The organism is Pseudomonas sp. F01002, from assembly GCF_004402115.1.
Lineage (GTDB): Bacteria > Pseudomonadota > Gammaproteobacteria > Pseudomonadales > Pseudomonadaceae > Aquipseudomonas > Aquipseudomonas frigoris.
On sequence record NZ_SOPU01000079.1, the window covers coordinates 18276 to 42359 of the forward strand.

General features: G+C 60.2%; 23 protein-coding genes. 6 read left to right on the forward strand and 17 right to left on the reverse strand.

Features of this window, described 5'->3' with window-relative positions:
• Positions 1 to 66 precede the first annotated feature (66 nt).
• The 3 genes from E3W21_RS29460 to E3W21_RS29470 form a co-directional block, all read right to left on the reverse strand.
• Positions 67 to 1077, reverse strand: coding sequence for an SCO family protein (locus E3W21_RS29460; protein WP_371927174.1), 1011 nt, complete (start codon positions 1075 to 1077; stop codon positions 67 to 69).
• A 17-nt stretch (positions 1078 to 1094) separates the two neighbouring features.
• Positions 1095 to 3908 carry a multicopper oxidase domain-containing protein gene (locus E3W21_RS29465; protein WP_134423206.1) on the reverse strand — a complete coding sequence of 938 codons (2814 nt, stop codon included), beginning with the start codon at positions 3906 to 3908 and terminating at the stop codon, positions 1095 to 1097.
• 186 nt (positions 3909 to 4094) lie between these two features.
• On the reverse strand, positions 4095 to 5543 hold the full coding sequence (locus tag E3W21_RS29470; RefSeq protein ID WP_134423208.1) for an ATP-binding protein: 1449 nt from the start codon (positions 5541 to 5543) through the stop codon (positions 4095 to 4097).
• A gap of 283 nt (positions 5544 to 5826) precedes the next feature.
• Between E3W21_RS29470 and E3W21_RS29475 the strand changes: the two genes are divergently transcribed.
• The 4 genes from E3W21_RS29475 to E3W21_RS29490 are packed head-to-tail and all read left to right on the forward strand — an operon-like array spanning position 5827 to position 11387.
• Positions 5827 to 7173 (forward strand): hypothetical protein, encoded by a 1347-nt coding sequence (locus E3W21_RS29475; protein WP_134423210.1) that lies wholly within the window; start codon positions 5827 to 5829, stop codon positions 7171 to 7173.
• Between the two features lie 35 nt (positions 7174 to 7208).
• Positions 7209 to 9452, forward strand: a complete 2244-nt coding sequence (locus tag E3W21_RS29480) for an Ig-like domain-containing protein (RefSeq protein WP_134423212.1) — start codon at positions 7209 to 7211, stop codon at positions 9450 to 9452.
• A gap of 60 nt (positions 9453 to 9512) precedes the next feature.
• Positions 9513 to 9980 (forward strand): curlin, encoded by a 468-nt coding sequence (locus tag E3W21_RS29485; protein WP_134423214.1) that lies wholly within the window; start codon positions 9513 to 9515, stop codon positions 9978 to 9980.
• A 27-nt stretch (positions 9981 to 10007) separates the two neighbouring features.
• Positions 10008 to 11387 (forward strand): curlin, encoded by a 1380-nt coding sequence (locus tag E3W21_RS29490; protein ID WP_134423216.1) that lies wholly within the window; start codon positions 10008 to 10010, stop codon positions 11385 to 11387.
• 66 nt (positions 11388 to 11453) lie between these two features.
• Here the strand turns inward: E3W21_RS29490 and E3W21_RS29495 are convergent, their stop codons facing one another.
• Positions 11454 to 11819 carry a DUF6124 family protein gene (locus E3W21_RS29495; RefSeq protein WP_129443248.1) on the reverse strand — a complete coding sequence of 122 codons (366 nt, stop codon included), beginning with the start codon at positions 11817 to 11819 and terminating at the stop codon, positions 11454 to 11456.
• A 559-nt stretch (positions 11820 to 12378) separates the two neighbouring features.
• Here E3W21_RS29495 and E3W21_RS29500 point away from each other — a divergent pair.
• Complete coding sequence (locus E3W21_RS29500) at positions 12379 to 13704, forward strand: hypothetical protein (RefSeq protein ID WP_129443246.1); 1326 nt, start codon at positions 12379 to 12381, stop codon at positions 13702 to 13704.
• On the forward strand, positions 13704 to 14087 hold the full coding sequence (locus E3W21_RS29505) for a hypothetical protein (RefSeq protein WP_129443244.1): 384 nt from the start codon (positions 13704 to 13706) through the stop codon (positions 14085 to 14087). Before E3W21_RS29500 ends, E3W21_RS29505 begins: the two co-directional genes overlap by 1 nt.
• A gap of 329 nt (positions 14088 to 14416) precedes the next feature.
• Here the strand turns inward: E3W21_RS29505 and E3W21_RS29510 are convergent, their stop codons facing one another.
• From E3W21_RS29510 to E3W21_RS29570, 13 genes are all read right to left on the reverse strand, one after another.
• Positions 14417 to 15283 (reverse strand): CsgG/HfaB family protein, encoded by an 867-nt coding sequence (locus E3W21_RS29510; protein ID WP_134423218.1) that lies wholly within the window; start codon positions 15281 to 15283, stop codon positions 14417 to 14419.
• Between the two features lie 31 nt (positions 15284 to 15314).
• Positions 15315 to 15734, reverse strand: coding sequence for a curli assembly protein CsgF (locus E3W21_RS29515; RefSeq protein ID WP_134423220.1), 420 nt, complete (start codon positions 15732 to 15734; stop codon positions 15315 to 15317).
• Positions 15731 to 16123: a curli production assembly/transport protein CsgE gene (csgE, locus tag E3W21_RS29520; protein WP_134423222.1), complete on the reverse strand. Its 393-nt coding sequence runs from the start codon at positions 16121 to 16123 to the stop codon at positions 15731 to 15733. Before csgE ends, E3W21_RS29515 begins: the two co-directional genes overlap by 4 nt.
• A 4-nt stretch (positions 16124 to 16127) precedes the next feature.
• On the reverse strand, positions 16128 to 16664 hold the full coding sequence (locus tag E3W21_RS29525; RefSeq protein ID WP_129443238.1) for a type II secretion system protein: 537 nt from the start codon (positions 16662 to 16664) through the stop codon (positions 16128 to 16130).
• A complete protein-coding gene (locus tag E3W21_RS29530; protein ID WP_129443236.1) occupies positions 16639 to 17013 on the reverse strand; it encodes a type II secretion system protein in 375 nt (124 codons plus the stop codon). Before E3W21_RS29530 ends, E3W21_RS29525 begins: the two co-directional genes overlap by 26 nt.
• A 4-nt stretch (positions 17014 to 17017) precedes the next feature.
• Positions 17018 to 17491, reverse strand: a complete 474-nt coding sequence (locus E3W21_RS29535) for a type II secretion system protein (protein WP_056746580.1) — start codon at positions 17489 to 17491, stop codon at positions 17018 to 17020.
• Between the two features lie 2 nt (positions 17492 to 17493).
• Complete coding sequence (locus tag E3W21_RS29540) at positions 17494 to 19323, reverse strand: secretin N-terminal domain-containing protein (protein WP_134423224.1); 1830 nt, start codon at positions 19321 to 19323, stop codon at positions 17494 to 17496.
• Positions 19320 to 19841 carry a hypothetical protein gene (locus E3W21_RS29545; protein WP_134423226.1) on the reverse strand — a complete coding sequence of 174 codons (522 nt, stop codon included), beginning with the start codon at positions 19839 to 19841 and terminating at the stop codon, positions 19320 to 19322. The genes E3W21_RS29540 and E3W21_RS29545 overlap by 4 nt, the downstream gene beginning before the upstream one ends.
• The gene (locus tag E3W21_RS29550) at positions 19841 to 20389 is read right to left on the reverse strand and encodes a GspMb/PilO family protein (protein WP_134423228.1); all 549 of its coding nucleotides are present in this window, start codon (positions 20387 to 20389) and stop codon (positions 19841 to 19843) included. The genes E3W21_RS29545 and E3W21_RS29550 overlap by 1 nt, the downstream gene beginning before the upstream one ends.
• Entirely contained in the window at positions 20376 to 20921 is a 546-nt protein-coding gene (locus E3W21_RS29555; protein WP_134423230.1) for a PilN domain-containing protein, read from the reverse strand. Before E3W21_RS29555 ends, E3W21_RS29550 begins: the two co-directional genes overlap by 14 nt.
• Position 20922: 1 nt before the next feature.
• Positions 20923 to 21726, reverse strand: a complete 804-nt coding sequence (locus E3W21_RS29560) for a hypothetical protein (protein ID WP_134423232.1) — start codon at positions 21724 to 21726, stop codon at positions 20923 to 20925.
• Positions 21707 to 23413 (reverse strand): GspE/PulE family protein, encoded by a 1707-nt coding sequence (locus E3W21_RS29565; protein WP_134423234.1) that lies wholly within the window; start codon positions 23411 to 23413, stop codon positions 21707 to 21709. The genes E3W21_RS29560 and E3W21_RS29565 overlap by 20 nt, the downstream gene beginning before the upstream one ends.
• 84 nt (positions 23414 to 23497) lie before the next feature.
• Complete coding sequence (locus E3W21_RS29570; RefSeq protein WP_134423236.1) at positions 23498 to 24031, reverse strand: response regulator; 534 nt, start codon at positions 24029 to 24031, stop codon at positions 23498 to 23500.
• Positions 24032 to 24084 lie beyond the last annotated feature (53 nt).

A 24084-nucleotide genomic window follows, 5' to 3' on the forward strand; every position in this document is an offset into this window, starting at 1 on the left:
CCGTGTTTCGGATCAGTGTAGGTGGCATTGATCGAGACAGACGGCCCCAATGACAGGATTAAGCCGCTATTGCGTTTGCGCGGCCTGTAGCGGTTGCTGTCGTTCGGTTTCCTCCTGCAAAAAACCCACGATGGACTGCGCCGCGTTCTCATCCAGCCGCAGGTTGGGCATGGGAATTTTGTCGAAACGTTCAAACAGTTCCAGCGCGATCGGGTCTTTTTCCGCCAGCATGCGGTCCGGCTCGCGAATCCAGCGACTCAGCCAGGCCGGATCACGCAGGCGAGTGACGCCGATCAGGTCCGGGCCGATGCTGCGCATGCCGATGCCCTGCCCGTCCATCGGCCCCAGGCTGTGGCACGACGCACAACGGGTGCGAAACAGTTCTTCGCCGTTGCTCGGCGGACGAATCTCGGGCGCATCCGCGTAGTTTTCTTCAACGCTGGGCTGCTTCCAGTTCTGCAGTGTGTTGGCCAACTGATCGGCCAGAATCCACGGGTTTTCGAAAGGTGAAGCTTTCATCCAGCGGCCCGTGGTCTGGTTGCCGACGATCAGGCTGAGGTTGTGGTCCTTGCTGCGTCCGTTGTCGACGCCTTCGATAAACAGCCCGAGTTTTTTTCGCAGATCGGTGACGTCGGCAAACTCCCCGGTGAGAAACTTCCAGCCCGGCCCGACCTTGAAGCGTTGTGCGTAGGCCTTGAGCACATCGGGTGTATCGCTTAAGGGGTCGATGCTGATGGAGTAGAAAAAAATGTCCTGGCCGACCCGATCCCCCAGCAACTTCTGCACCTGACGCAGGCGCGCGGTTTCCAGCGGGCAGGAGTCGCTGCACGAAGTGAAGATGAAATTGATCACCACCACCTTGTCCTTGATCAAATCATCGAAGAAACGCACCTGCCGACCGTCCTGATCGGTCAGCAAGGTATTGGGGAAGTAATCACCGCCCCAGGGCGTCGCCGACTCCGTCGGCGACAGTGCTCCTTCATGAGCCACCAGCACCCGACTGGCCAGCAGGCAAGTGACCAACATCAACATCAGGTGCATGCCCAGGGCGCGGGAGCGCGGCGTATGCATTTTCATGTCGGCTCCCTCGCGGTTCATGGTTGGGCCACCTCTTTGGGGCCGGGGCCGGAGCCGTCGCCAGTGCGGAAGGTTGGCAGCGCGGCGGAGTTCACGTAGCGCACACCATCCCAACTTGGCAGCGGTGTCGGCATCAGCTGGAATTGCCCCGGTTTTTCAATGTCCCAGCGCAGCAACATGGAGTTGTCCTCATGCTGCGTGTTGTGACAGTGCTCCATGTACGTCCCGGCGAATTCGCGGAAGCTGATCGCTATTTCGACGCTGTCCAAGCCATCCTTTTCCGAGCCGATGCGGTACACGTCCTTGCGTGCCCATTTTTCCCATTCCGGTGGCACCTTGCCGCCGCGGCTGAGGATGATCCCCTCCTCGAAGTGCACATGCACCGGGTGGCTCCAGCCCTCGCCGCCGAGCTTGATGTTCCACACTTCCAGGGTGCCGAAACCGGCGACACCGGCATCGGTGGGGCCACTGGCCAGCTGGGTCGCGGTGTTCAAGCGACGTGGGTCCATGGAGAAACCGAAACCGCCATCCGTCTTGACCGTCCACGGTGCTTCATCGGTACCGTCGGAACGGCCGAAGGTGAAGGTGCGGTGACGGGCTTTGGCCAGCAGCGCCTTGTCGGCGGTGTTGTCGCGGTGAATCTTCAGCGGGATCATCACCAAGCCTTCGGCTTTGCCCGGTTTGGCCGGTTCGTACGCTGCCGGATCCATGGCCAGGTCCTGGCCGGTGTAGGCCTTGACGTTGAGTTGCAACACCTTGCCTACCGCCGGATCACCGTCCTCCCACTTCGGCCCCTTGCTGGTTTGCTTGAGGATCGCCCGGTATTTCTCGGACAGCACGTCAGCCAGGGAGACGGGTTCTTTCGGGCCCTTGCCGTCTTCGTGCACCAGCAGGTTGACGAAGAACAGCTTGTCGCCCGGTTTGATCCCGTTTTTCGAGAAGTTGACGATGATGTCGAAACGTTCGGCAATGCCCAGGGTTGGCAGGATCGCGTTGTGGTTCTGTTTATCGCCGTCGGCATCCAGGTCCATGCTGCCGTCGAACGGCACGCTGTGTTCCATGATGTTGCCGTCGTTGGCAATCATGTGGAACGGCACGCGGGCATACGACACTCCCGACCCGGCAGGCCCTTGGAACTCCCCGCTGGTGCCCTTGATCTCGCGCACGAGCGCCAGTTTGAAGAAGCGCGACACGGAGCCATTGAGCATGCGGAACCGATAGCTGCGGGCGCGCACATCCAGGGTCGGTTTCCACTGCCAGTTGACCAGCACCTGATCCCCGAGGAAGCCGTTGGTATTGAACGGGTTGAACCACAGTTGACCGTTTTTATCCCACGCCTTGTCGGCAAACAGCAGGTTGACGTCATAGTCGCGGTTACCCCAAGGCAAGGCGCTGCCACTGGGAAAACGCAGGTTGACGCCGTCATTCACCGATTCATTGCCGCGGTCCAGGGCGCTGTAGTAGTTCATCATTGCCGCGTTGCCCTTGTAGACGTTCTGCGCGGTGAAATCGAGCATGTGGTCGTGAAACCAGTGGGTGCTCATGGTTTCGCGCCAGTCGCCGCGAATTTTGATGGTGCCGTTTTCGCAGGTCTTGCGGCTGGGGATGAGGTCGTTGGTCCACAGGGTTTCGCCCGGCGAGCACGGAAAGGCTGCACGCGGGTCTTCAGCCTTGGTGTTGATGCTGTCGTAGCCGGCCAACTGGATCGGCCAGCGATAGTCGTAAAATTGCCCCGGGAAGAAAAACGCATTGGCATAACCGTCACTTTCAGCCGGTGTGTGGCCGTTGTGTTCGTGGGTGGTGATGGTGTGCAAACCGAACCCCATGTTCGCCGACGGGTCGATCGGCAAGCCGTTGTAATGGCGCATCAACACGGGTTGACCGTAACGCACCATCAGCAATTTTGGCGGCAAGGTGCCGTCGAAGGTCCAGACCGAGTTGTGGTTCTGCACCGGCATTTTCGGGTGGAAACGCGCATCGACGCCCTTGGCGGTGCCATCGGTCGCCGGTACGCCAGCCACGTTGTGATAGAGGCCGCCTGGGCCAAACTCGCCCACGGCATAGCGGTGCATCTGACGACTATCACGCCCACCGGTATTCAACCGTGCGCCGGTTTGCACGGTCTTGTAGGCCATTTGCGGGTAAAACTCGTTCCAGCGCTGGTGCGACCAGCCTTTTCCTGGCGGACGGCCTTCAGCCGACGAGCCGATGCGGCGGTTGAGGAAAAACTCAATCTGCTTCTGCCAAGGATTGCGGTCGACCACGTTGGAATACTGGCTGGGGAACGGAGTCAAGCCTGGTTGACGCAGAAAGGCGTCGAGTGCCGCACTCGGTGGCGCACTGCGGGCCGCACTGGTGGGGTCCTGCTGTGGCAACGGTCCGATGGCTGCCGGTGGAAAACCCAACGGCGCCGCCGGTGTGGTGGGGTCGAGTTTTTCCGGGCCGAATTCTTCGAACAGCACCAACTGCTGAGTAAACGGCTGAGCGCCATACAGTGGACTTGGCTTGCCGTTGGTGGGGTAGTTGAAACTGGTTTGCACCACCGGCGGCAGAATGTTTTCCACCCGCGTGGTGTCTTTGCTGCCTTTGACGCCACCGGGTAAATCGAAGGAATCCTTGTTGGCCTCGGGCATGGTCAAAATGGCATTCAACGCCGCGGCTTTGTCAGCCGGTTCATCGTAGTAAGCCGAGGGGTCGGAAGGTTCTGGCTGTCGCTCGTCGTCGATGGGGCTGGCGCGAAGAGTCGCTGTGCCCAGCGTCATTGTCAGAAGAACGCTCAGAGGCGTCAGGAGGCCAAACCGTTTGAAGGGGTACCGCGCTTTTCTGTCCATCACCAGCCGCCTCGAAGTCGTGAAGGGGGTAATGGGGGTTTTGCAAGGACCTCGCCAGATCTGTAACCGTTATTTACAAAAGTATTAATACTTAACAAAACAATGGCTTATCAACATCAATGTGCCATAACCGGGGAAAACGACTGGGGAATGACACCCGCTAATGGGGAAAGTTCACACCCGTTTTCAGGGGACCAATCTGAACGACAGACGGACACTCGTGCCCTCGCCTTCACGGCTTTCCAGGGCCACCGCACCGCCAAACCGCTCCATGATCCGCTTGACCAGCACCAGCCCGACACCCAGCCCACCTTGTTTGGTGGTGAAAAACGGCCGGAAGGCCATGCTGCGCTGTTCTTCGTTCATGCCTTTGCCGGTGTCGCTCACCACCACGCTGAGGCCACGGGAATCGGTCGGCTCCAATGTGATGATTAACGTGCCGCTCTTGTCCATGGCTTCCAGTGCATTGGCCAGCAAACTGTTGAGGATCTGCGTCAACTGCACCTGCTGGCTAAGGACCATGGGCGTCAGCTTCGGGTCGAACACCACATGGACCGAGGCTTTGGTGATTTGATGCTCGAAGGCCATCAGGCTGTCATGCAGCGCCGCCACCAGATTGACAGGCTCGGCGTCATCGTTGAGCGGACGCAAGGATTGCAGCAGCTCCCTCACCCACTTCGACATGCGATCCACTTGGCCGATGATGTCGTTGATGTTCTTGTGGGCCGGGCCGCTGTCGAATTCCAGCGCCAGTTCGGCGCTTGAACGGATGGTCGCCAGCGGATTACGCAAACTGTGGGCGACCGCCGACGACATTTCGCCCAGGACGACCAAGGTTTCGTTGGTGATCAGTTGCTTTTGTTGCGCCGCCAGCAAAATGGCCGCTCGGCGCACGATCCAGTAGAGCCCCAGGTAAATCAGCCCGCCTCCCAGCGCAGTGGCCAGCCAGATCAGCACCAGACCGCGCTCCATGCGGCTGATCAGGTCCTTGGGTTCCTTGTAGATCTCGACCATCGCCGTGACGTTCTTACCGTCGGCATCGAACAACGGAATGTAGTTCTCGATGAAGATGTATTCCGGGGGCGCCACAAACTTCTGTTCCATGCGGCTCTTGTTCACATCGTGATAACTGGCCGACACCGGAATTTTGGAAGCAAAGGCTTGATCGAGGTCTTCGTCGGCATGGATCGTAGTGCCCATTAACGCCGTGTTGGTCGACCAGATCACCCTGCGGTCGGGGGCATAGATATTGGCCAGGATCACGTCCGGCAAGTGCTCGATATGGTCAAGGAATTCGCCCCGGGCAATGGCGCGGGCCAGCGGGTCGACGTCGGAAAAGTCCTTGTCTTTGCGCGGATCGAGCAGCTCGCCCATGGTCCGCACGTTGGGAATCGATACGTGGTGCACCTCGACCGAGGCAATCGCCTGAATGAACTGGGACGTCAACAACGCATCGCGTTGCACGCTTTCGGTAATCACGAACCGGGTGGACACCGACCCCAACGCCACCGCCACCGTGCCAATCACCGCCATGCTGATGAGCGAAAACCAGCGCAATAAATTGAACGGCTGCTTGCGCGAGCTCAGGCAAACATCACCCTCCTCGGCCTGAAGTGTTTGAGTAGGCATGTCCATGGACGTGTTCCCGACGATTCCCCTATAGGGTTATAGCCCACTCATGGCCGTTTGCCCGACGTTGGGTCTCGTCCCCCCACTTACTCCTTATCCCCATCTCCCCCCAATCCTGGGGACAGAGGCCCGCTCCCAAAAATCGCGCTCCGATGCCGTTTGTGAGTGACACGCCCGTGACTCGGGCCTCTACCGGCCGTTTTCGACGGTTGGTATGGAAGTTGCCGAAGCCCTCTCAACTGACCCGTCTCCATGGGGCAGGCATTTCGATATATAGAGGGCTTAACTCATGCACCCTTTACTGTCCAAAACCGCGGCCGCCCTGGTCGTTAGCGCACTGGCCCAAGGCGTCGCCCAGGCGGCGCTGTTTGCCGTCGACCCAGGCCCCTACGTGCAAGCCAACGGCTCGTTCGCTGCCTGGTATCAGGACACTCACGGTCGAACCCTCGATCTTTGCCTGTCCAAGGCTGTCAGCTCGCGAGTGCCCAGCGCACCGGGCGCTCCGACGTACATGTGCAACTTACTGCCGGCACCCGGGATCTTCGACGACACGCAACCGCTCGTCTTCCCGACCAACTTCCCTGATGAGGCGTTCTGGTTCACCGGCGACGGCACCATCGTCGACGCAGCCCGAGGTATCGACCTGACCTACGTCAGCGCCGTTGAAGCCGCCTTCAGTGGTGGCGACCCGGTCGAAGGTGACCAGATCAGCTTCGCCCGCATCCGCCTGCGTGTCGATGTACCGACCGCGGGCACCTACGTCATTACCCACCCCTACGGCGTCGATGTCTTCAACGTCGACACCCCCGGGCGTCGGGCGATCAACATGACCCGGGATATCGGCATCGGCGTGCCGAAAACCTACGACGGTGCCCTTAAGGGCGATGTCGGGCCGTTCCTGCGCAGCGTCAATGGCCCTTACACCGAGACCAATCCGGTCACCGGTTCAGCCGAGCAATTCGTTGGCGACCCGAACCTGGTGGAAGCCTTCACCGGCAGCCCTTTCAATACCAACTACATCCGCATTGAAGGCCCCAACGGGCTGGATTTGCGCACGACGGTGATGGCCATCTCCGGCAAGTTGGCGACAATGGCACGGCCGACGCCATTGATCACCCAGCGCAGCACCTACTCGCGTAAAGCCGGCGCCAGCGCTCCGGTGGCCCAGCAAGACCTGTTCGTCCTGGCCCCGCCGCCACCGGCCAAAGTGACTCTGGACAGCAACAACCCGGTGTTGAACCTTACCGAGGCCAACACCACCGGCAACTGGTATGCGCAATCTTCGACCAACCCCAGCTTGCCGAGCACGTTGCAAGTGACCGCCGACAACCACCTGGCCATCGCTAGCAGCACACCGACCACCTTACCCATGCCCCTGACGGACCTGGTGGTGATTTCACGTGCCGAATACAGCCTCAGCACCGGGCAAATAACGGTCGTGGCCTCGACCAGCGACGAAACTTCGCCACCGGTGCTCACTGCCACCTCTGGCACAGGTGTCACCATTGGCGCCCTCAGTGGCGATGGCGCAGTGAAATCCCTGGCCACCGGCATCTCGCCGATACCACCGGCCAAGGTTCGAGTGACGTCATCCAATGGCGGCAGCGACACCGAAGAAGTGGTCATCGTGCAATGAACGCTCACATGCCCAGTTCCTCATCAGGAGGCATCATGAACAATTGGCCACGCCTGGCGCTCAACGCCCTGGGACTGACTCTATCGCTGTCCGGCAGTGCTTTCGCGCAACTCGCTGCCGTCGACCCCGGTCCTTATACCTTTGCCTCGGGGAAATTCCCGATCTGGTATCAGGACAACAATCTGCTGTCGATGGAACTGTGCCAATCCCGAGCCGCCAGTTCGCGGGTACCGGCTGCCACGCCACCGGCCTACATGTGCACCCTGCTGCCGACACCGGGCATTTTCGACGACACCCTGCCGATGGTGTTCCCGGATAACTGGCCAGACGAAGCCTTCTGGTTCCTCGCCGGGACCACCATTCCCAACAATGCCGCTGGCTATGGAATGGACGCCTACGTGGCCGGGATAGAAGCAGCTTTTACCGGCGGGAATCCGCAAGACGGCGATCAAATCAGCTTTGCGCGGATTCGTATGCGGATCAATGTGCCCGTCGCCGGGACCTACACCATTACTCACCCTTATGGCGTGGAAACGGTCAACGTCACCACCCCCGGTCGTCGCGCAATCAACATCACCAGAGACATCGGCGTCGGTGCGCCGGGAGTTTTCAACGGGGCATTGAGCGGTGCTATCGGGCCATTCCTGCGCAGCGTCAACGGCCCCTATACCGAAGTGAACCCGGACACCGGCGCAATCGAAACCTTCGTCGGCGACCCGAACCTCACCGAACAAGTCACCGGCAGCCCCAACAACACCAACTTTGTGCGCATCCAGGGCCCGGCCGGCACGATCGAAAGCAACCTGTTCACACTGTCCGGCAAAGTTCTCGACAATCGCGCGCAAACCCATGTCGACCTTAGCCGTGCAACCTACCGTCGCATCGCCTCGGGCACCGGTACCAGCACCCGGGTCGAAATCTTTGGCAAAGCGGACAACAGCTCTACATTGTGCTTTCGCGAAACCCTCGCCCTTGTGCCAGGCCCACCGCCTACGCCATGCCTGACCAATATGGTGGGTGACGGCACCGGATTGTACTTCGGCCAACGCCTGCTCAGCGGCCCCGTGCCTCCGGTCGTGGTGCTCACCGCCACCAACCCGGCCGGCACCACCCGCCCTACGGCGGTCTCGAGCAAGCTCGTTGACCTGGTGAAAATCCAGACGGCTCGCTACAACTGGAGCAATCACAGCCTGCTGATCGAGGCCACGTCCACTGACGAAGTGACGGTGCCAGACATGGTCGCGCAGGGTTACGGACGTCTGTCGAAAACAGGCACCCTGCAAAAAATCACCATCGCCGACCTGACCCAGCCACCCGCCACCGTCACGGTAAAATCCGCCGCGGGCGGCAGCGATACCGAGCCCGTCGTGGTTGTCGGTACCGCACCGGATACCGGCGAGAACCAGGCGCCACTGTCTGTGGCCGACACCGGCAGCACCAGCTTCGGCGTGCCCATCACCCTCAACCTGCTGGCCAACGACAGCGACCCGGACGGCAACACGCCACTGAGCATCACCGCGCTGACCCAACCGGCCGCCGGCCAGGGCACCGTGGCGTTGAGCGGCACGACTGCAGTGGTCTACACCCCGCCCGCCGTGGTCACTGTGCCGTTAACCACGACCTTCACCTACAAGGCTCAAGACATCAAAGGCCTGGCTTCGACTACCCCAGCGACCGTGACCATCACCGTGGCGCCTAACCGGCCACCGGTGGCAGTCGCCGACGCCGTCGCGACCCTGGGCGTGGCGATACCGATCAACGTGTTGGCCAACGACACCGATCCGGAAGGCAACGTGCCTTTGGCGGTCGCCAGCCTGACCCAACCTGCGGCCGGTCGTGGCACCGTCAGCAGCAACGGCACGGTGATCACCTACACCCCACCGGCCACGGTCACGACGGCCTTCACCACGACCTTCACCTACATCGCCCGGGACAGCTTCGGCGCCCTGTCGACACCGGCCACGGTCACCGTGCAAGTCTCGCCAAGGCCTGCTGCGGAAACCTTTACGGTGACCACGGCAACGGTGTCGGCTCGCTCCAACAACCGCTTCACCTGGGACTTTGCAGGCACCTCATCGGTGACCACCGGCAACACCATCACCATCAAGGTCTCCACCCCGACCGGGCTGGCAACCCTGGGCACCACCACGGTACCGGCGACCGGTCGCTGGAGGCTGACAGTGAACAACACCACGGCGGTGATTCCATCGGCGAACCCGACAGCCACCATCACCTCGTCCCAAGGCACCGTGCGCACGGTCTCGGTGATCTCGAACTGAGCCCTCGCCCCACCCGCCGATTCGGTGGGGGGGGCCGGCCTCTTCCCAAAGGACGCAACCATGAAAACCTCAACCGCGGCCCTGCTCTGCCTGCTTCTGCTTCTGCTTTGCAGCAGTGCGGGCGCGCGCGCCGACGATTTGATGGAGAACGACGACCTGGCCCCCGGCGCCGACCTCGGCGAGTTACCACCACCGATTGGCCAGCAGGCACTGATCGATCAGAACGGCCAGGCCAACGTTGCGCTGCTGCAACAGAACGGTCAGTCGCTGCTCGGCACCATCGTCCAGTCGGGCAGTAATCAGGAAGCCTACATCCTGCAACAAGGCAGCGACCTGATGGCAATGATCACCCAGCAAGGCAGTGGCAACGCCGCCTCAATCACGCAAAACGGCAGCCACAACCGCGCGCAGATTTCCCAGAACGGCAACAACAACGACGCCAGCATCGACCAGGCCGGCACGGGGCTTTCAAGCGCCGTGACCCAATCCGGAAACGGCATGAGCGTTTCGGTCAAACAATACCGCTAAAGCACTGCACCACATGGAGGTTTCATCATGTTCAAACTGACGCCCCTCACCGCCACCATCCTGGTCCTACTCAGTGCCCAGGCGATGGCCGACGACAGCGTTTCCACCCAGGACCAGGTCGGTACCGCCAACATCGCCGACGTGAAACAGACCGCGGCCCCGTTCAGTACCGCCACCCAGCAGCAACTCGGCGAGGGCAACGATGCCGCAGCGGTGCAAGACAACGCCACCGGCACCATCACCCAGGATCAACTCGGCGACTACAACGCCGGTTACGCCGAGCAACTGTTCGAAAACGGCAGCACCATCACCCAGCAACAGGTCGGCAGCTCCAACACCAGCCATGCCAGCCAGTCGATCGGCATGGGCGGCAACGAAGCGCTGCAACAACAGCAAGGCAGCGGCAACTTCTCGTTCATTTATCAGGACAGTCAGGAAGGCACCCAAGGTCAAACCTTCCAGTTTGGTGACAGCAACGAGGCCAATATCGAACAGATCCAACTGGGCACTGCCAACAACGCATTGATCATCCAGTACGGCACCGCCAACTACGCCACCGCCGAACAAATCGCCCACATGGGTGGCCAGATCAATCTCAACCAGGCGGGCGAAGGTAACTACGCCTACGGCGACCAGCGCGATGGCATCGGCGGCACCGTGACCATCAACCAGTTCGGCGACTTCAACGGCGCCGAAGTCTGGCAGGGCGGGCAAACCGCCAGCGAGGCCACCGTCAACCAGTACGGGCAAACCAACGAAACCATGGTCGACCAAAGCTTCGGCGAAAACAACGTCGCCCAGGTGCTGCAAGTCGGCGACCTCAACGCGATTTATGCCGACCAGTTCGAGTCCGTCGGCTCGACCCTGGCGCTGTACCAACAAGGCACCGGCAACGTGCACTTCACCTATCAAAGCGGCGACAGCCAAGTGCTGAACGCTACCTCCGTGGGCACTGAAAACAAGGTCTACGCCAGCAACTGGAAAGGCCCGCAACTGGGCGGCCAGTTCGGCAGCAACCAACGTGCAACCGTCAACCAGAACGGCACCAACAACACCGCCAGCTTCAAACAGGACGGCATCGGCCACGTGATGACCACCAACCAGACCGGCTACGGCAACAAAACCACCATCAAACAGGCCGAAAACTACAACGAGCTGTACTTCGACCAGAACGGCAGCGACAACATCCTCATCGCCGACCAGCGCGGCACCACCAACCTGGCCCAGGGCAGCAGCACCGGCATCGGCAACACCACCAACTTCGACCAGTCCGGCACCATGAACGTGGCCTACGTCACTCAGGGCGGCACAGGCAACATTGCCAGCGTCACTCAGAGTGGCATGACCCAGACTGCGACCGTGCAGCAGCTGGGTGCTGACAACAAGGCGACTGTGCTGCAGCAATAATCACAAGGCGTAAAAAAACCGCGACCCTGGGTGGGGGGGCGCGGTTTTTTTGTCTGTGCCGATCAGCTACGTGGGTGAGTCTTGCGGATCGATGTTATCCAGCGCCCGATTCACCGCCAGGTCGGCCAGCATGATGACCTGCTGAATGCCCAACAACATGCTGCGTTGCGGCCCCTCCACAAACACTGCGAAATCAGTAGCCATGACACTGGCGGAAGCCAACGACTCACAGGCGTGGGCCAACAGGCTTTCGGTATCGATGTCCGGCGCGATGACGAACATCGTCCTGACCTTGCGTTCGGGTGTGTCTTTGTGGGGATTGAGGTAATGGTCGAGGGCGCGGTCGGCGGCTTCGTGGAGTTTTTTTGAATCGGGTGACGCGTAGGGGGAAACGGTGTCGGTTTCTGGGGGATTGGGTGTGGGTTTGAACATGGGGAAGCTCCGTTATACCTGATGGAACCACCAGTACCTGTCGCTAAACAAGTAAGGGTGGCGGCCGTACGCGGGTTAGCGAACCGAGAGGTATAAGACCCGGCAGACCCGAGGGTCTCCCGCGCACAGCCACCATATCGAATGCGGACATAACATCGCCTGCAATAAAGACGGGTGCATTGTTGCACTTATACCAGGTCGGGTCGCTAAACCCGATCGCTGAATTGGCAGCGATGGGTAAACGATAAAGACCAGGGCCAAAGCGCAAAAGCCGGCGGATTCTGGCGTAGTCGTAGGCAACGGCGCAAGGGTCTGTAGCTTTCAGGAAGTAACGTTAAACACTATTAAACACACTCCTCAAATCAGCACATATTCCCTGTGGGAGCGTGGCTTGCCCGCGATTGGCCCTGTCATTCAGCCAGTAATCCACTGACAAACCACCCTCCCCCAAACACCGAGAAAAATTCGGACTTCCCCTACAAGCCAAACAGAATCCCCCGGCATCCACCCCAGAGCCTGATCGCCAAAGTGCCCCGTTTCCAAGGACTGGGCGACAAGCGTGACCAAACTCATCCCCCAACACCAACTCGCTGGCCAGCGCGGCCAGGTACTCGACAGCCATCAAGCCATCGACGCCCTTCGCCAAGCCCTGAACTACCCGTACGACTTACAAGGCTTCGACGACCTGCTGAATGCCGTGGGCGCCAACCACTCCAACTACATGCAGACCGCCCACCAGCAAAAACTGATTCAGGCCGTGAGCAACGGCGATTGGGTGATGGTCACGCCTCGCGTCAATCTGGATAACAGTGGCGGTTCATGGAATGGATTCAAGACACAACCCGAACCACCCCCGGCGCAACATCTGGTCGAAGATCACGCCTTCACGCAGCCCAAACCGGCGGAGTCGGGATTTTATATAGTTGAAAAGCCCATGAGTCTTGAGTCGCTGGAACGCTCGCTGTACGAGAGCTCGCCAAGCGATGCGTTACGTCGCGAATTTCGTTCGCTCAATCGCCATCTCGGCGAAAGGGTGAAACCGGGGCAAATGGTGATCTTCAGCGATTCACGGCACTACATGTGCCGGCGTGAAGAGGCGCAGATGATGATCGCTGCGGAAAAGGTTAACGAAGTGCTCAAGGATCTGAGTGATGAGGAAGCTTCGTTTATGGTTGAGCACCATGAGGTTATAGAGCCGTTTCTGGAAGTGTCGGCGGGATCGCTGGGTGTGGCGTCGTTCATGATTGGGCAGCATCTGGAGGGCTTGAAAAATGCCCTCAAAGAACTGGAGGAACTGCATCAGCAACAATATCGCCAGTACCGCAATCTGCATTCGCCAGAGTTTTTTTCCAAGCGTAAACGACTTATGGCGAAGCTTGATGCCAGCCTTGGGTCACTCGTACGCAAAGGCACCGGCATTGCGGATCACCCGAAACTCAAGCGAGCCTTGGGGTTATCAACTCGCAGAACGATTCATCGTTGGGACAAGGCTGGGGCACCAACACAGTTGCCTGGGTACGCAACGAACATTGAGGGTGTCTCACGAGCAGCAAAATATATGAAAGCCGGTGGTTATGTCGGGATTGGTCTGCAGTTAGGCGCATCCAGTTTAAAAATTCATGAGGTATGCACTACTGGTCGCGAGGATGAATGCAAGCAAATGAAATTTGTTGAGGGCGCAAAAATGGTGGGCGGTACAGCCGGAGCTGTCGCCGGGGGTGCAGCAGGCTCGAAAATAGGCACCGCTGTGTGTGCAAAAGTAAAAGGGCTCGGAAAACTCGTTTGTGTACTCGTTGCCGGCGCGGTAGGCGCCACCGGAACCGGAACGCTGATGACCGACGGCAGCGAACTGATTGGGCAAGAACTCTATGAGCATTCTGAATAATGGAACTCACTAGAACAACACTCGCCTGGGTCTGGGGAGCGCTTATCCTGCTGAGCCTTTTCGACGTAGCTATCATTTTTTATGCTGCTCACACAAAACTCGAAGCGCTGGAAAAGCATTTCAAGCAACTGGATTCCATATGCGTCAACCGCCTCACGTGGGGCACGGGGCATCATGGAAGAATTTTTCGTCTGGCCGCAATCAGCGCTTTAATCTCGTCTAAAAAAATTCAGCGCCAGGAACCCTTATCAGTTGAAGAAGTGAAACGGTTGCCTAAAAGGCTCAAGCGCTGGGCAGCGTATCCATTTCATATTGCCTATTTCGTTACAGGGGCGGTGGTGGTTCTTTGGCTATATGGGAAATACACCGGCCTACTCAAATGAAGAACCAGCAGCTAATTCTACGACCCAATACGAGTCCCTGAGATTTACTGCCTGTTCATGCTTCGGTTTGGTAGCGCTTTGGGCGCTGGGGAAGGCCACCGGGCTACTGGCCGTACACCCTGTGTGAGATTGGTCGGCTATCAGGCCGCCATCGCAGCGATGCGGCGACCCGACAAGCCAGCTCCCACAACGGTTCCAGGTATATCCGCAAGAACAGGTCGGCTTTCAGGCCGCCTAGGTCGAGATCAAAAGATCGCAGCCTTCGTCAGCTCCTACAGAGGGATGGGGTACATCAACAACAGCCAGGTCGGCCCGAAGGCCGCCTCGGCTCACTCTTCCTCACCTTCAGGCACAACCTTGTTCTGAGTCAAATAGCGGTCAAGCGTCGCATTGTTATCAGGCGAAGAACTATCCCCCGCCACCTGCCACAACCGCCGCTCAATCCCCTGCGCCAGCAAATGCCCAACGGCCGACTCGATCGCCGACAACACACACAACTGCGCTGGCTCGTTCGTGGTGTACCCGACCTCAGCCTCCAGCAATTTCTTGAACTCGATAAACTTGAACACCCCCGCACTGCGCCCGACAGAGTAAATCGTCTTGCTGGTCATCACATTGGCCAACACCTGCCCACTGCGCACATCGACAGCACGAAGATTCACCGACACCTGATCCACCCGATACTCCCGGGAAATATCAATCCCCAGATACCGCGCCCCTTCCCCGCCGCTGCGCACGTTGGTGTCATAGGCAATAATCCCGCCCTCAAGCATCAAATTGGCCGCCTGCAACGGTGGCAACTCACCCTGGATATTCACCGGCGTATTCGGCTTTTTCTGCGAGGCGCGAATGATCTTGCGCTCGGTCAACAGGTTCTGCAGCCCCTCACGTTCCAGCACCACAAACCAGCCACTGGCCTGCAACGCATCCATCAACATGCTCGCCGCGCCCTGGGTCACGCTGGTGGAAAACGAACTGGCCGGAGTCGGTTTGTACTGCCCGGTCTGATCCCGGAAGCCATACACCACCGCCATCAACCGCCCCTTGGGTCGTGGCATGTTCAGCAAGTCGTAATAGGTCGACGCCCGAGGTGTCAGGGTCGGTGATTCAGTGTCCTGCTCGGCCCCCATCGGCTCGCGCAAACTGCACCCTTGTAATGCCGCCAACATCAGCCCCAGCGCTATTATTTTTTTCATGTCCTTGACTCCCCATCGATCCAAGTCCCCGTCAAGGGGCCAGGCCATTCACCTGGATTTCGGAAACTTCACCGGTCGCTCGATCGGTCACTTCAATAGTCAGTGCACCGGAGTCGTCGATGACGTTCACAACAAAAGCGTCGGTGGTCAGGCTCCCGGCATTGCCCGCGGAGATGTTGTCCATCAACTGCCCTAGCAGCCGTGATTGCAGCTGACTGGTGAAGCGCTCCAGGGCCGACGTGCCGGCCGCGCTGGTACGGTTCTTCAAGTCAGGGTCTTCGTAATCGTTCTGCGCCTGGGCGTTGTTGAGCAACCAGGTCCCGTTCAACGGGTTGCCGCCAAACGACGGGTTGACCGGCGTGTAGACCAGCTCCGTGGCCTGGACCAGCCCGCAGCTGCCCAACCCTAATAACCACATGCCCGTGCGTTTAGAGAAAGCTCCAGTGTTCATAGTTCGTCCCTCTCAAGGTCGGTGGTGTCCTGCAACAAGGTTTCCAGCTTGCGCTGGACGATCTGCACGCGGACCAGATCGGCAGCCTCATAGGCCTCGTCCTTCAACTCCACGGTGTTCGGCGGCAGGAAGCGCCGATAAACCAATCGTTGCTGATATTCCACGGTCACCAGGCTGCCCCAGCGTGCCGAAGGTCGTTCACGCACGACCAGGTTGAAGTCCATCGGACTGGTGGCACGCAGGCGTTCACTGAACGAGTAGTAAAAGTCGTGGCCGATGTGCGAGATCGTGTCGTCGACGATAAAACCCATCATTTCGTCTTCTTCGCCAGCCGACACGAAGGACGTCATCAGCATCAGGACCAGGGCCGCTAGCCAGTGTCTGTTCATGGCATCAGCGCCCCAACGCCTGAGGCGTTTGGGATTGGCCTTTGGGCGCGGACGCGCCATCGAGGAAGGCCTTCTCGGCCACGAACTGCCAGTCCTTGTAGCTCGCCATGCCGGTGAAGTCCGACCATTGAGTGGGAAAATCCGCCTGCTTGAGCGGCGTGTCCGTGGAGGGGCTGCTGAGGCCGGTGATGCGTCCGTCAAAACCGCGCAGCAACGTCCATTCGCCGCCACCAATCGGGTCCGGGTAGAGGTTGCGCAAGTGGTGTTTGGGCGACGGAAAACGCTCGTCCTGCATCAGGTCCGCCAGCTCTTTGGGGTACTGGGCCAGGCCAGGCGAACTGCGGTAATAACTGCGCAAGGCCTGGGCGTATTGAGTGCCGACCCAGAGCAACTGCCGTTCACGATCACGGCGCGACGCGGTGGACCACAACTGGCCAGCGCTGGCCAGGCCCATGCCCATCAACATGATCAGAAACAGCACGCCCAGGTAAGTGAAACCGGCCTCGTTCGAGGGCTTACCACTCGGAATAAAGGCTGCCATCACGCGCCCTCCCTGTGGCCCCGCTTTTGATATCGGCGACTCCGCCCGGGACGCCGTCAGGCGGCGCCACCAGCACCCAGAGGTCTTTGCGTTCAGCGATCGGGTCCATCGGCGGGTTGCGCAGGTAACGCTGTTCGACCAGCTGTTCGATGGAGTCGGGATAACGCCCGGTGTCGCCGTAGTAATGGTCCAGTGCTTCGCGCATGGCCGACAGGCTCTGGCGCAGCGTGGTCTCTTTCGAGGCCTCGAGGCTGTTGAAATAGCGTGGCAAGGCGATGGTCATCAGGGTGGCGATGATTGCCATGACCACCATCAGTTCCAGCAGGGTAAAACCCTTTTCCCGACGCATAATCTCACCACTCCCGGTAGGCGATGCCGTTGAGCCCCTTGCCGCGCGCCTTGGAGTAGACGTCAAAAACGTCTTCGCCTTCGCGCGGGTTTTGAGCCGTGCTGTCGTAGGAGCGCACGCCCCAGCCGCCTTCGTCGTTACGCTTGACCGGCGCCAGCGGATCATGAGGCACGCGCCGTAAAAAGAAGAACTTGGCACCCTTGGCGCTGCGCACATCGCGCACACCGTCCACCAGCACTTGCAGGTTCGGCGGGTAGCCGCTGCTGTTCAGGGATTTCTCGATGTAGCCAGCGTCGAACGCACGTTTGTAGGCGTCGATGGCATCGCGAATCTGATACAGCGCCGTGCGCAGTTCCTGCTCCTTGCCCCGGCGCACCACGGTCTCGGTCAGCGGCGCGGCCATGCCAGCCAGCAGGCCGATCAAGGCCAGCGTCACCACGACTTCGATCAGGGTAAAACCGCGTTGCGAGGCGTTCATGATCAAGGCTTCTCGACGACAACGCGGGTAGATGCAACCGGAGCACCGAGGCTCTCTGTGGGACTCGTCGAGTCCATCCCACGGTCTGGTGCCTGGATGTGCATGCTGGTTTCAGTGCCGGTGGTGAACTCCATGTCCGACGGGCTCTGGTACGGCAGGTTGCGCACGATCCGCGGCGTGATCGACAGCACCAATTCCGACTTGCCGACCGTGTCCTTGTTGCTGCCAAACAAGCGGCCAAGACCTGGAATGTCGCCAAGGCCGGGGATCTTGTTGCCGGTGGCGCCATGGTCGTCGCGCATCAGGCCGGCGAGGATCTGGGTTTCGCCGTCATGCAGACGCAGGGTGGTCTGGGCGTTGCGGGTGTCGACCTGAACCGGAATCGTGCCCTGGCGGGTCGGCTCCAGTGGCGTGGCGTTACTCACTTCCAGGGCGATTTTGATCGCCACTTCGTTGTTCAGGTGCACGGTCGGCTGTACTTCAAGTTTAAGACCGACATCGAGGTAGGTGACGCTTTCGGTGATCACCGGGCCTTGAGTCGAAGGCACCGAGGTGGCGCTGATGATCGGTACGCGCTGACCAATGTGGATGCGTGCCTGTTCGCGGTTGCTGACGCGAATCACCGGGCTGGCGAGGGTGTTGATGTCGTTGTCCTGGGCGTTGATCTTGGCCTGCGGCGACGGCGAGATGGAGATCCGGCTGGAGTTGATGCCTTTGAGTTGGTCAAGCAGGGTCACGGCCGAGCCATCACTGTTGACCACGCCGAAGGTGTTCGGCCATTGCAGGCCAAGGTCGAGAATCCGCTGGGTGGCGACTTCCATCACCTCCACTTCCAGCACCACTTCAGGGTTGGACTGGTCCTGGGATTGCAGCAATTTTTCGGCCATGCGCACCGCGTCTTCGGTGTCGCGCATGGTCAGTGTGTTGAGGCGTTCGTCGACGAACACATCGCGGGTCTTGAGCATGGTTTTGATCATGTTCAGCGCGGTGTTGGCATCGATGCTGGTCAGGTAGAAGGTGCGCATCACCAGCTCTTGGTAATCCTTGAGCTTCTGCGGTGAGTCCGGGTAGATCAGCAGGGTGTTTTCGTTTACCACTTTCTGGTGCAGCTGGTTCTGTTGCAGCAGCAGTTCCACGGCGTCTTCGATGCGCACGTCACGCACGAAGATGGTGGCTTTCATGTCCGGGCGCAGGTCCTTGTCGAAGATGAAGTTCAAACCGGCGACCTGCGACAGCACTTCGAAGATGGTTTTCAGGTTGGCTTCGCGAAATTCCAGGGTCACCGGCCGATCGAGACGGGTCCGCAGTTGTGGATACGGGACCACGTTGCGGCTTTGTACCAGTCGGACATTGCTTTGCAACTCCAGGGCCCCTTCATTTTTCGGGTCCAGTTCGAGGATTTGTTTCACCTGGCGGTCGGCGCCGTAGATATCGCCGCGACGCAGGTCGCCACGGGCCAGTTCGAGTTTTTCATCCAGGCTGCGCATGTGATCGAGCTGGCGCAGCGAGTCCTGGGCACGGCGGTTGTTCGGTTCGATGGTCAACACCCGGCCGAAAGCCTGGCGGGCAGACGCGAAATCACGCTGGGCGCGATCCATGTCACCCTGGGTCAACAGCGCCGTCACTGCACGGGCACGGCCACTGTTCAGGGCCAGGTGCAGCTCGGTGTTGCGAGGGTTTTCCTTCAGCCCTTCCTCGATGCGGGCCAAGCCCGCTTCGTACTGTCCCGACTCCATCAGGTCGGTCGCCTCTTGCTTGGCAACCTGCGCCGAACTGCACGCGGCCAGTCCTGCACACAGGCAAAGGTTTATCAGCAAACGGGATCTGTTCATTGCGCGCTCCCCACAGACAAAGTCTGAGACAAATGCAAAGGCAGGTAGACAAAGCTGAGTTCCACTTCGGAAATCCCTTCGATCCGCCAGGTTTCGTCGATCACATCCCCCTTGCGTACGACGTATATTTTTTCGCCGTTCTGCAAAAACACTTGCAGGTCGGCACGGTCATTCAGCTTGCCAATGAACTGGAAAGGCATCGGTGGTGCCGTGGGGACTTGCACCTCCGGGGTCAGGTTGACGGGTTGCTCGGTGACGGTGGCGAGCTGCGGCGCAGCCGTCCAGCTGCGGGCGGCGAACAGGTCGCCAGCCGGGCTCAGGTCCTTGATCGCTGCCGATGTTTTGCCGGCGGATGTTGCGGGCAGCACTCCACGGGTTTTGCTGTTGGTCGGGGTGGCCACGGCGGCCACCGAAGCATCGCCCTCCTCGGACGACGACGTGAAGTATTCAGGCAACCAGGTCAGCGCCGCCGCCACGCCGAAGAACGCCACCCAACCCACTACGCGTTTGGTATTCATCATGACCTCGACAGGTAAAGGGTCATGCGGATCCGCCCGGTCAGGTCGGTGTCGGCGATTTTTTTACGCTGGAACTCCACGTCCTCCACCACCACCGCCGGTAACTGGCCGAGCAAGGCGTGCAGGAAGCGCCGCAGTTGCGGGTAGCTGCCGCGCACCGGCAGCAGAATCTGATAACGGGCCAGGTGCGTCTTGGGGTCGATGCCCAGGGAATATTCGCCACGGGCCAGGGTGATGTGCTCCTGAGCTGCCAGTGCGTAAATCTTGTCGATGGCCACGGTGGCCTGCGGCTGGGACGGCAACTTGCTGCGGAAGTCGTCGAGCTGACGTTGCGGCACCACCGGAGCGGCAACACTGCCGTCTTCGACTTTGGCCAGGTACTCGCCGGCTTCGCGCGTCTGCTGGCTCAGTGTTTGCAGCGACCGCCAGTCCGGCATCAGGCCCACCAGGCCATACACCAGCGCCAACAGCAACATCGCCAGCCCTGCCAGGCCGGGAATACCCAAGCCTTGCAGGTATTCGTGGACGATCAATCTAGGGATTTGCATCGCCGATCTCCCAGCTAGCCGACAGGTTGAATTGCACCGGGTGTTCCGGCACGTTCGCGACGATTTCGTGGCTGAGCAGCGACACATCGGACAGCTCGTCGCTGGCTTCGAGGCTGCGGTGGAAGTCGAGCATGGCTTCCAGATCCCGCGCTTCGGCGCTGATTCGCACCTGGCCTTTGCGGGCATCCGGGGTCAGGGTCAATAACGCAATGTCGTCCCGGGGCATGGCTTCGAGCATGGCGAACAGACGCTCCCATGGCCGGCGCAATTGCTGGGACACCTTGCGCATCTCGGCCAGGTTGTGCGCCTGCTCGCGGGTTTCGGCCGGGGTCAGGCTGACCTTGCCGCCCGTGTCGCCGGTGAGTACGCGCTGAGTGGTTTGCAAGTGGCCTTGCTGTTGCGCGGCCTGTTCACTGAGGTGCTGCTGAACCAAGAAGCAACCCAGCGTCAGCACCACGCCACCGACCAGCAGGCTCCAGCCCAAAGGGCCCGAGCGGCGGCGCGGCTGAAAGTCGAGCATCAAGGCGCGCATGTCAGGCCACCGCCCGGGACATGACGTACAAACAATCGCGTACGGATGCCCGGCCTTCTTCGAGGGTGCGCAGGTGCACACCGGGTACGTCAGGGTGCGAGTCAATGCGTGCCGGCGCGTGCAGGTAAACATTCAGCGGTCGCTCGCTGGTGGAGGCCTGCAATTGGCTTTCACGACCGATCAACGCGGTCAGCGCGACGTCGCTGTCGCTGCTGCCGACCGAACGCACCGCCGCCCAGCGCCCTTCCCGGGCCAGCAGCAACACACTGCGCACTGGCTCGGCGACCACGAACAGGAAGTCGCCGGCGTCGAAGCTTTTATCGAAATGATTGAACGCCGCCATCAGGTACGGCTGCACCGAACGCAGGCGCAGGCCACGACCCGTGACCAGCGTGCGCAGATGCGTCAGCAAGTCCTGCGGCAGCGCGGTGGCGACCCGGTCATAACCCGCCGGCTCAGCGGACAACACCATGCTCCAGGGTTGCGGCGGTACGCCGTAAAGGTCTTCGAAACACAGTTGGGCAAACCCGAGCAATTCGGCAGGGCTGCTGATCTGTTCGCTCCAGGGCACCAGACAGAAGCGGCTGAAGTGCCCGGAGATCACCACACTCAATTCGGCACCAGCACGGGTGTGTTCGCCCAGCAGACGGTCGAGGGTTTCCAGCGCCACGGCCCAGGCATGGAAACCTTCGTCGATAAAGCCGACGCTGCCCAGCCACAGGGTTTCACTGCCACGGCGCTGACCCAGACCGACACCACTGGCGCCGAGCACGGCGACAAAACGATCACGAGATAAAAGTGACACGATTGATCTCCTCCAGCGTGGTCCGCCCCTCTGCAACCAGCTCCAGTGCCGACTCGCGCAACAGGCGCAAGCCACGGCTGCAAGCCAGGGCTTTGATTTTCGAAATGGGTTGGCGCTCGACGATCATCTGCCGCAGCTCGTCGTCGAGGTGCAGCAGTTCGGCAATCGCCGTACGCCCGCGGTAACCGGTGCCCCGGCAATGACCGCAGCCCTTGCCGTGGACGAAGTGGTAGTGATCGACCTGTTGCGGGTCGAGGCCGGAGAGGCGCAATTCTTCATCAGTTGGGTAAGCCGGCGCGCTGCAACTGGAGCAGACCAGTCGGATCAAACGCTGGGCCAGCACCGCATTGAGTGCCGACACCAGGCTGTAAGGGTCGATTTCCATCTGGGTGAACCGGCCGATCACGTCGAACACGTTGTTGGCGTGAATGGTGGTGAACACCAGGTGCCCAGTGAGCGCCGATTGCACGGCGATCTGCGCGGTGTCGGGGTCGCGGATTTCACCGACCATGATCTTGTCCGGGTCATGGCGCAGGATCGAGCGCAAACCACGGGCGAAGGTCAGGCCTTTCTTTTCGTTGACCGGGATTTGCAGCACGCCCGGCAGTTGGTATTCCACCGGGTCTTCAATGGTGATGATCTTTTCCACGCCGTGGTTGATCTCGCTGATCATCGCGTACAGCGTGGTGGTTTTGCCGCTACCGGTGGGGCCGGTCACCAGCACCATGCCGTAAGGTTCGGCCGCCAGCCGACGCAGATGGCGCAGGGTTTCTTCTTCGAAGCCCAGGGCTTGCAACTGCACGCCGCAGACCTTGTCGGCCAGGTCCTGTTTGTCGAGGACCCGCAGCACCGCGTCTTCGCCGAAGATGCTCGGCATGATCGACACCCGAAAGTCGATCTGCCGGCCGCTGATGCCGATCTTGAAGCGACCGTCCTGGGGCACGCGTTTTTCACCGATGTCCAGTTCGGCCATGACCTTGACCCGGGAAATCACTTGCTCGGCGAATTCGCTGCCCTGGATTTTGCTGATGTTGTTCAGCACGCCATCGATCCGGTACTTGATCACCAGGCCGCTGCCGGTGGTGCCCAGATGGATATCGCTGGCGTGCATTTTCAGCGCGTCGTAGAGGGTCGAGTTGACCAGTTTGACGACGACGCTGGCGTCCTCGCTGATGCTGGTCAGGGACAGGCTTTGCAGGGTATCGATTTCGACATTGGCGTCGGCCTGGGCGTTGAGCGACTCCACGGCGTGGAAGCTCTCTTCGTGGCGTGCCAGGTAGGCTTTCAGGTCGTCGGCATGCACCAGGTACAGCGGCGCACCGTGCAGGCAGTCGTCGATCCAGGCCAGGCGTGAGGTATCGAAGGGGTCGGCAAACACACCGATGACCGCATCGTCGTGACGCAGCAGGATGAATTCGCGTTTGAGGCATTGGGCCAGGGTGACCCGGTCGAACACCGGAGTGGCTTTGAACAGGCTGTCGGTGTCGAGCACCGGATAATGCAGGGTCGCGCCGAGGCTCTGGATGAAGGGCATGGGGGCCAGTTCGCACAACACCCCGAGGGCTTCCAGTACCCGTTCGCCGGAACTGGCGGCCAGGGAGCGTGCCTGGGCCAGTTGCTCACTGGAAAAGCGAGACGGTACACAGTCCAACAGCACCGGTTCGACGGCAAGGAATAGACGGTCCATGGCATGCTCTCCAACGCCGGGGGCTTTGAGCCCTGTCGACGCGGCAGGCCATTGCGGCGGATGCCGGAACGTCTTGTCGCGCCACTACTCCCCGGTGAGCAATTGTTCGTCGCCTGGTGCCTTGGAGGTCGATATGTTTCGTCGACGATCTGCCAGCACCCAACTGCCGTCGTACAACTGCAGCGGGAAACTCTCGGTCCTGCTCTGGCGTCGTTCGACAAAACCTTGCGAATTACTCATGCCTGCTTTGGGTTCGCGCTCCATCCCCAGAAGGTCGCAGACTGCTCGGGCCAACTCCGCCAATGGAAACGGTTTGAACAGGATATGGCTGACTCCCAGTTGCCGGGCCCGCTCACAGACTTCAGCGGTTGGGTGCCCGGTAATCAGCACAAAATGACACTTCCTGTTCTGGCGGACAGCATCGAGCACCTCAAAGCCTTCCATGTCGGGCAAGCGGTAATCGAACACCATCACATCGGGTGCAAACTGTTCGGCTTCACCGATACCTGTCACACCGTCATGTGCAATCCGGACGTCGAGCTCTTGCGCCTGAAGGTAATCCTTGAGGTTTTCGGCAAGGAGCTGTTCGTCTTCGACAACCAGTACTTTGTTTAACAAGGTCGACTCCTTGAAACCGCAGGTCCGATGTTCCAGCCCTGGGAGTACGCGCC

Bases quoted from the DNA above. Each gene is read 5' to 3' on its own strand.
- E3W21_RS29460 (WP_371927174.1), bottom strand. From the start codon at position 1,077: ATGAAAATGCATACGCCGCGCTCCCGCGCCCTGGGCATGCACCTGATG.
- E3W21_RS29515 (WP_134423220.1), bottom strand. From the start codon at position 15,734: ATGAACACTGGAGCTTTCTCTAAACGCACGGGCATGTGGTTATTAGGG.
- E3W21_RS29565 (WP_134423234.1), bottom strand. From the start codon at position 23,413: ATGGACCGTCTATTCCTTGCCGTCGAACCGGTGCTGTTGGACTGTGTA.
- E3W21_RS29505 (WP_129443244.1), top strand. From the start codon at position 13,704: ATGGAACTCACTAGAACAACACTCGCCTGGGTCTGGGGAGCGCTTATC.
- E3W21_RS29525 (WP_129443238.1), bottom strand. From the start codon at position 16,664: ATGGCAGCCTTTATTCCGAGTGGTAAGCCCTCGAACGAGGCCGGTTTC.
- E3W21_RS29545 (WP_134423226.1), bottom strand. From the start codon at position 19,841: ATGAATACCAAACGCGTAGTGGGTTGGGTGGCGTTCTTCGGCGTGGCG.
- E3W21_RS29480 (WP_134423212.1), top strand. From the start codon at position 7,209: ATGAACAATTGGCCACGCCTGGCGCTCAACGCCCTGGGACTGACTCTA.
- E3W21_RS29540 (WP_134423224.1), bottom strand. From the start codon at position 19,323: ATGAACAGATCCCGTTTGCTGATAAACCTTTGCCTGTGTGCAGGACTG.
- E3W21_RS29465 (WP_134423206.1), bottom strand. From the start codon at position 3,908: ATGGACAGAAAAGCGCGGTACCCCTTCAAACGGTTTGGCCTCCTGACG.
- E3W21_RS29510 (WP_134423218.1), bottom strand. From the start codon at position 15,283: ATGAAAAAAATAATAGCGCTGGGGCTGATGTTGGCGGCATTACAAGGG.
- csgE (WP_134423222.1), bottom strand. From the start codon at position 16,123: ATGAACAGACACTGGCTAGCGGCCCTGGTCCTGATGCTGATGACGTCC.
- E3W21_RS29550 (WP_134423228.1), bottom strand. From the start codon at position 20,389: ATGCAAATCCCTAGATTGATCGTCCACGAATACCTGCAAGGCTTGGGT.
- E3W21_RS29495 (WP_129443248.1), bottom strand. From the start codon at position 11,819: ATGTTCAAACCCACACCCAATCCCCCAGAAACCGACACCGTTTCCCCC.
- E3W21_RS29485 (WP_134423214.1), top strand. From the start codon at position 9,513: ATGAAAACCTCAACCGCGGCCCTGCTCTGCCTGCTTCTGCTTCTGCTT.
- E3W21_RS29475 (WP_134423210.1), top strand. From the start codon at position 5,827: ATGCACCCTTTACTGTCCAAAACCGCGGCCGCCCTGGTCGTTAGCGCA.
- E3W21_RS29530 (WP_129443236.1), bottom strand. From the start codon at position 17,013: ATGCGTCGGGAAAAGGGTTTTACCCTGCTGGAACTGATGGTGGTCATG.
- E3W21_RS29470 (WP_134423208.1), bottom strand. From the start codon at position 5,543: ATGGACATGCCTACTCAAACACTTCAGGCCGAGGAGGGTGATGTTTGC.
- E3W21_RS29555 (WP_134423230.1), bottom strand. From the start codon at position 20,921: ATGCGCGCCTTGATGCTCGACTTTCAGCCGCGCCGCCGCTCGGGCCCT.
- E3W21_RS29490 (WP_134423216.1), top strand. From the start codon at position 10,008: ATGTTCAAACTGACGCCCCTCACCGCCACCATCCTGGTCCTACTCAGT.
- E3W21_RS29535 (WP_056746580.1), bottom strand. From the start codon at position 17,491: ATGAACGCCTCGCAACGCGGTTTTACCCTGATCGAAGTCGTGGTGACG.